We start from the raw sequence: 7,126 nt of genomic DNA on the forward strand, positions 1-7,126 counted from the left end.
CCATGCGCCGCGCAAACGCCGCACCCGAGTCCGACCACCCAGGAGCGCCACCGCGCAATCTCCGCCGCGTGGCCGTGGCGCTTGCGCTGGCGACGCTCGCGCTCTTCTCGCCCTCGCTGACCCACGACTTCCTCAACTTCGACGACAACCTGTTCGTCACTGAGAACGAGATCGTCCGTTCGGGGCTGTCGTGGCCCGGGATCGTCTGGGCGTTCACGGTTGCACCCTACAGTTGTCCGCTCGCGTGGGTGTCGCACATGATGGATGTCACGCTGTTCGGGCTTCAGCCGGCGGGGCATCACTTCACAAACATCCTGCTGCACGCGGCGAACGTCGCGGCGCTGTTTCTCCTGCTCCAGCGGATGACCGGCGCGACGGGGCGGTCGGCCGTGGTTGCCGCGATGTTCGGCTGGCATCCGTTGCACGTGGAATCGGTGGCGTGGATTGCCGAGCGCCGCGATGTGCTGAGCACGTTGTTCCTCTGGCTGACGCTCCACGCCTACCTGCGGCATGGCGAGAAGCCCGGCTGGACGCGCGGCGTGCCCGTGTTCGTCTTTCTCCTGCTCGGCTTGCTGGCGAAGGCGATGCTCGTCACCGCGCCGTGCCTCCTCCTGTTGCTGGATTTCTGGCCGTTGCGCCGCTTCGACGACGCGCTCGCCCATCCGCGCGGAGCGAAGCGCCTCGAGGCGGTCGCCACCCGGCTCCTTCAACTGGCTCTCGCGAAGGCGCACCTGTTCCTGCTCGCGGCCTACTTCACGCTCGAGGGCCTTTACACCGCGCAATACACCGGACTTCTGGCAGGCACCGAGGGTCTGCCCCTCGGGTTTCGGGTCGAAACGGCGCTCTCCGGCTACGCGACTTACCTCCTGAAGACGGTGTGGCCGGCTGACCTGACTGTGCTCTACCTGCTCCCCGCGGGGTGGGAGGCGTGGCGGGTTTTCGGCTCTGTCGCCGTGCTGACTGCGGTCACCTGGATCGTGTTTCGCGAGTGGCGCCGGCATCCCTTCGGGTTCGTGGGCTGGTTCTGGTTTCTCGGCACGCTGGTGCCCGTGATCGGCCTTGTGCAAGGCGGCTCGCAAGCCCTCGCGGACCGTTACACCTATGTGCCGCTCGTTGGCGCCTTCATCGCCGTGACGTGGAGCGCGGACGCGTGGCTCAAGTCCCGCGCCGGCTCCGGCCGGATTCCGACTGTGGTTGCCGCGGTCGTGCTCGCCATCTGCGCGGTGTTGACGACCGTGCAGCTTCGGCACTGGAAGAACAGCGCGGCGTTGTTCGAGCACGCGATCAAGGTCAACCCCTCGAATCACATCGCGCACAATCATCTCGGAGTGGCACTCAAGGTTCGGGGACAGCCGGAACTCGCGGTGCCGCACTTTCAAGCAGCGCTCAGGCTCGTGCCGGAATACGCCGACGCCCGGTTCAACCTCGCCGGCGTGCTCCAATCGGCCGGACGCCATGCCGAGGCGAGGCCGCACTTCGCCACAGCCATCGCGCAGCAGTCGAACACCAACCAGGTCGCATCAGCGATCGCCATGTTCGAATCCGCCGCCCGCGCCTCGCCGCGAGAAATCGAGCCGCAACTCTACCTGGCGAACGCCCTTCGCGCCGCAGGCCGCACCGCCGACGCGGCGGCCGCATTGCGCGACGCTGCGCGACATCAACCATCCCCGTCGGCGGTCCTGCTCACCGAACTCGGCGGCCTGCTCGCCGGCATGGAACGCCACGCAGAGGCGCTGCCACTGCTCGAAGCGGCCGTGCAAACCACCGCGACCCACTCTGATGCTCACGCCTGGCTCGCGGTCTCGCTTGCCGCCGCGGGCCGGACCAACGACGCCCTGCGTGCTGCACGCGAAGCCGTTCGACTCTCCACCAACAGCCCGCTTGCCAACACGGTCCTCGCCGAGCAGCTCGCCGCAGCCGGACAGCCCGCAGATGCAGCCGCAGCCGTCCGCGAGGCGCTGCGCGCAGAACCGGGCGACCCCGAGTTGCTCGCGCGAATTGCGCTCCTGCTCGCCACCGCGGAGTCGCCGCTGTTGCGGGATGGCAACCGCGCAACGGCGCTCGCCGAAGCCGCCTGCCGGCAAACCGCTTGGAAGCGCCCCGCCTGCCTCTTCGCGATGGCCACCGCGCTCGCGGCGTCGAGCCGTCCGGCGGACGCCCTGCAACTCGGCACGCGAGCGGTCGAGATCGCGGGTGCTTCCGGCCAGCCCGCGCTGGCCGAAAATTACCGCCCGCGGATTGAAGCGTGGCGCAATGCCGCGCTCGGCCCGTCCATGGATCCTGTCCCGGGATTCCCTCCACGCCGCTGAAGCTGTCCGCCGCTCGTCGTTTGGATTGCCAACTGTTTGTCGCGTTTGCGATGTTGCCGCCGACTCGATGAACCTCGCCCCTTCGCAAGCATCCCCGCGCCGGGGCATCGTCCTCGTCCTCGCACTCGGAACCCTCGCACTTTTCGCGCGCACGGTCGGGTTTGACTTTGTCCTTCTGGATGACCCGGCGTGTGTTTACGCCGAGCCGATGATCAAGCGAGGGCTCTCTTGGGAAGGCCTGGCGTGGTCCTTCAAGGCCGTTGTCCTTAGCCATTGGAAGCCGCTCGTGAACCTGTCTCACATGCTGGACTGCGAGCTGTTCGGGCTCAACGCCGGGGCGCATCACGCTGTGAACGTGGGGTGGCACGCCGCGACCGCCGTAATGGTGTTTCTGGCGCTGGAGCGCCTCACGGGCTCGACAGTGCGGAGCGCGATCGTGGCGGCGCTGTGGGCGTGGCACCCGCTGCGGGTCGAGTCGGTGGCCTGGGTGACGGAGCGCAAGGATGTGCTGAGCGGATTTTTTGCGATGGCGACGGTCTGGGCGTATGCGGGCTACGCGCGTGCGCCGTCCGGGAAGCGTTACGCGTTGGTGTGCGCGCTGTTTGCACTGGGGTTGTTGTCCAAGTCGGCGTTGGTGACGCTGCCCTTTGCGCTGTTGCTGCTGGACTGGTGGCCGTTGGGGAGATGGAGGCTGCCGTGGGCGGGCTCGGGAGGCGAGACAGGCGGGGCGACTCCGGCGGTTCCGTTGAGGCGATTGATTCTGGAGAAAGTGCCGCTGGTGGGGATGGCGGCTGCCACCGCCGGGGCGGCGCTTTGGGCGGCGGCGTCCAGCGAGGGGATCGTCGGCTCGCACCTCTTGCCGCTATGGGTGCGGACCGCCAACGCCGCGGTTTCGATCGTCAAGTATGCGGGGATGACCTTCTGGCCGGTGGACCTGGCCTGCTACTATCCCTACCGGATTGACGGGCTGGAATGGAAAGCCGTGGGAGCGGGCCTGCTGTTGCTGGCGCTGACGGGTTGCGCGCTCTGGCAATCGGTCCGCCGCCCTTTTGTCGCCGTCGGATGGTTCTGGTTTCTGGGCATGCTGGTGCCGATGCTGGGATTGGTCCAGGCGGGCGGGCAGGCGATGGCCGACCGTTACACGTATCTTCCCCACATCGGCCTGTTCACGGCGATCGTGTGGCTGGCGGCACAGGCCACGGAACGCCTCAACCCACGCTGGCGCCCGGCCTTGGCCGTTTTGGCAGCCGTTGCGCTCGGAGCAACCTCCTTCACCCACATCGCCTACTGGCGGGACAGCCGCACCCTCTTCGAACGCGCCCTGGCAGTTACCCGCGACAACTGGTTCGTCCACACTATCTGGGGCGAACTGTGCATCACAGAAGGCCGGCCGGCCGAAGCTCTTCCTCACCTACAGAAAGCTCTGAAGCTCCAGCCCACCGAGCCCACGGTCAAATCCCTGATCGCACGCGCATTGTTCCAGCTCGGGCGGACCGATGAGTCGCGCTCGATGATGCATGCGGCCATCGCCCACCTGGCGCGTGACGGCTACACCGAGCGCGAGTGGCTGCGAAATCTCGAACTGCAAACGCGTGCCTATCCAGATTCCGCCGACCTTCACTTCCTTCAAGGCACCGCACTTTCGGCCGCGGAACGCTACAACGATGCCGGGGCGAGTTTTCGCCGGGTGCTTGAACTGGCGCCCACCAACGCCGATGCGCACGTGGACTTGGGAGTCATTCTCGCCAAGCAGCAGGCCCACGACGAAGCCATCCAGCATTACCAAGCCGCCTTGCGGCTCAACTCCAAACATCCCGTCGCTTTGGCCAACCTCGGCGGCCTCCTGCTGGACCGCGGCCAAGCCACCCAAGCCGCGGAACACCTTTCCCAAGCGCTCGCGCTCCAGCCCTCCAACCACGCCACCCGTTACAATCTGGCTCTCGCCCTCATGCATCAGAGGAAACACGCCGACGCCGCGCGCCTGTTTCGTGAAATCCTCCAGGCCATTCCCAACCACGCCAATGCGCTCAACCGGCTCGCGTGGCTGCTGGCCACGTCGCCAGAAGATTCGCTTCGCAACGGGGCCGAGGCGCTCCAACTGGCCTTGCGGCTGCAGGAGACGACCGGGCGCAAGAACGCGACGGCCTTCGACACGGAAGGGGCCGCGCTGGCCGAGTGCGGCCGGTTCGAAGAGGCGGCGCAAGCGGCTCAAAAAGCCCAGGCGCTGTTCCGCGCAGCCGGCCAGCAGGAGCGCGCGGATGCGGCTTCCAAGCGTGCGACTGCATTCGAAACGCGAAAACCGTGGCGCGAATAAGCACCGCCCTCGCGAGCTCGGACACAACGAGCTTGAGTCCGCGGTATTCCTCCGCGATAACAATGCGCGTGCCGCGTGTCCATCTGCCGCAGGTGCTCTCCCTCGCCGCGCTGCTTTGCGGCGTGAGTTGCGGCAGCCCCGGCGGCGGGGCCTCGCGCCAGCCTCTCACCTACGTCCCGCCGCGAACTCCGGCGGTCGGCTTGAAGTCACCGGTCCAAGCCCAGCCGCAGCCGGTTCGCCCGCCGTCACCGCCGATCGCCACTCCCCCTTCCGCATTGCCACGCACGAATCCGCCAGCGGTGGCCGTCCCTGCGCCTCCGAAGACTCTCACACCCTCGACGACCGTGCCCGTTCCCCAGCCTCCCGTCTTCACACCGGTGCCGCCGGACCCCAAGGCGAGGCCGGCCACCCAACCTCCGAACGGCTCGTGGCTGTCCTTCGAATCGTGGGCCGTGGCGAACGGGCTCGGCCGGCCGCAGCGGCACGCCACCTCAACGAACGTGTTCCACCTCCGCACCGGCGCGGGAACGGTCGTTCTCACCGCCGGAAGCCAGCTCGCCACGCTCGGCGGCATGAAGTTTTACCTCGGTTTCGCGCCGCAACTGGCCCGGGGCCAGTTGCAGATCCACACCCTCGACGCCCAGAAAAACCTCATGCCGCTGCTCTCCACGCATGCCCTGCCGCCCCGCGGGAATCGCGTGGTCGTGATCGACCCCGGCCACGGCGGCGACAACACCGGCGCCAAGAGCGTCCACAACGGCAGGCTGGAAAAGGAATACGCGCTCGACTGGGCGCGGCGGCTCAAGCCCCTGCTCGAGCAGCGCGGCTGGAAGGTCCACCTCACCCGCAACTCGGACACGCCGCTCGGCCTCTCGGAGCGGGTCGCCCTCGCCTCGAACCTGAACCCGTCGCTGTTCATCAGCCTGCACTTCAACGCGTCGGGCTCCAGCCAGTCCGGCCTCGAGACGTATTGCCTCACGCCCGCCGGGATGCCCTCCAACCTCACGCGCGATTTCAAGGACGACCCGCTCGACGTGCAGCCCGGCAACGCGTGGGACCGGCAGAACCTGCAATACGCGGCCCGCCTCCACCGGTCCCTCATTCAAAACGCGGGCCTCACGGACCGCGGCGTGCGCCACGCGCGATTCATGACCGTGCTCCGCGGCCAGCGCAGCCCCGCTGTGCTCATCGAGGGCGGCTACCTCACAAACCCCGCCGAGGCGCGGCTCATCGCCGACCCGGCGCACCGCCAGAAACTCGCGCTCGCCGTGGCCCGCGCGCTCGAATGACACGCCGTCCCGCGGCGATGAACCACAAAGGCACAAAGTTCACGAAGGCGGGAACACGTTGCAAAGGGCAGCCGCGTGTTCCTGTTTGGGATCGCGGGGTTTTCTTCGTGTCCTTCGTGCCTTCGTGGTTGACTCCCCGGGTCCACGCATGAGCACACCTCCCACGAACGCGGCGCACATCCTCGTCACGGGCGGCGCGGGCTTCATCGGCTCGCACCTGGTCGAGCGCCTGCTCGCCGACGGCGAACGCGTCGCGGTCATCGACGATGGCTCGACGGGCGCGTGGGCCAATCTTGCAGCCGTTCGCGGCCATCCCGCGCTGGAGTGCATCGAGGCGCGCGTCTCGGCTTGCGCGGAGCTCGACCGGCTTGTGGCGCAATCGCGCTTCGTCTTCCACCTCGCCGCCGCCGTCGGTGTCGAACTGGTCATCCACTCGCCCATCCGCACCATCGAGACCAACCTCCGCGAAACCGAGGCCGTGCTTGAGGCCGCGAGCCGCCACCGGGTGCCGCTCCTCCTCACGTCCACCTCCGAGGTCTATGGAAAAAGCCAGCGCGCCGAATTCTCGGAGGACGATGACCTGCTGATCGGCCCGCCGCACCTCGGACGATGGAGCTACGCGTGCTCCAAGCTGATGGATGAATTCCTCGCGCTCGCCCACCACCGGGAGCGCGGGCTGCCGGTCATCATCGCCCGCCTGTTCAACACCGTCGGCCCGCGCCAGACGGGGCGATACGGGATGGTCCTGCCTCGCTTCATCGAGGCCGCCCGCGCGGGACGGCCGCTTCGCGTGCACGGGGATGGCTCGCAAACCCGTTGCTTCTGCCATGTGCTCGACACCGTCGAGGCGCTCACCCGGCTGATGCGCTGCCCGGACGCCCTCGGCCAGGTCGTCAACGTGGGCTCCACCGAGGAGACCACCATCCGCGCGCTCGCGGAGATGATCGTGGATGCGACCGGCTCCGAATCCACGATCGAGGTCGTTCCCTACGATTCGGCCTACGAGCCCGGCTTCGAGGACATGCTGAGGCGGCGCCCGTCCGTCGCAAAGCTGGAGCGCCTCACGGGATTCAAACCCGCCCGCCGCCTCGCCGAGATCATCCGCGCTGCCTGAACCGCCGGCTTCCCAACCGGGCGCGGGCAAAAAAAAGGGCGCCCTTTCGGGCGCCGTGAAACTGAACTGCGGAAACCAGCCTTACTGAGGCAGGATGACC

At 67.7% G+C, this 7,126-nt stretch carries 4 protein-coding genes; all 4 read left to right on the forward strand.

Annotated features, from left to right (window positions below):
• Nucleotides 1–2 precede the first annotated feature (2 nt).
• Nucleotides 3–2,309: a tetratricopeptide repeat protein gene (locus tag FJ386_02760; GenBank protein MBM3875624.1), complete on the forward strand. Its 2,307-nt coding sequence runs from the start codon at nt 3–5 to the stop codon at nt 2,307–2,309.
• A complete protein-coding gene (locus tag FJ386_02765) occupies nt 1,780–4,623 on the forward strand; it encodes a tetratricopeptide repeat protein (GenBank protein ID MBM3875625.1) in 2,844 nt (947 codons plus the stop codon). The genes FJ386_02760 and FJ386_02765 overlap by 530 nt, the downstream gene beginning before the upstream one ends.
• Before the next feature lie 62 nt (nt 4,624–4,685).
• Nucleotides 4,686–5,912 carry an N-acetylmuramoyl-L-alanine amidase gene (locus FJ386_02770; GenBank protein MBM3875626.1) on the forward strand — a complete coding sequence of 409 codons (1,227 nt, stop codon included), beginning with the start codon at nt 4,686–4,688 and terminating at the stop codon, nt 5,910–5,912.
• 148 nt (nt 5,913–6,060) lie between these two features.
• On the forward strand, nt 6,061–7,026 hold the full coding sequence (locus tag FJ386_02775; GenBank protein ID MBM3875627.1) for an NAD-dependent epimerase/dehydratase family protein: 966 nt from the start codon (nt 6,061–6,063) through the stop codon (nt 7,024–7,026).
• The last annotated feature ends 100 nt before the right edge of the window (nt 7,027–7,126 follow it).

It is taken from the genome of Verrucomicrobiota bacterium (genome assembly GCA_016871675.1).
Lineage (GTDB): Bacteria > Verrucomicrobiota > Verrucomicrobiia > Limisphaerales > VHCN01 > VHCN01.

Bases quoted from the DNA above. Each gene is read 5' to 3' on its own strand.
- FJ386_02760 (MBM3875624.1), top strand. From the start codon at position 3: ATGCGCCGCGCAAACGCCGCACCCGAGTCCGACCACCCAGGAGCGCCA.
- FJ386_02765 (MBM3875625.1), top strand. From the start codon at position 1,780: ATGCTCACGCCTGGCTCGCGGTCTCGCTTGCCGCCGCGGGCCGGACCA.
- FJ386_02770 (MBM3875626.1), top strand. From the start codon at position 4,686: ATGCGCGTGCCGCGTGTCCATCTGCCGCAGGTGCTCTCCCTCGCCGCG.
- FJ386_02775 (MBM3875627.1), top strand. From the start codon at position 6,061: ATGAGCACACCTCCCACGAACGCGGCGCACATCCTCGTCACGGGCGGC.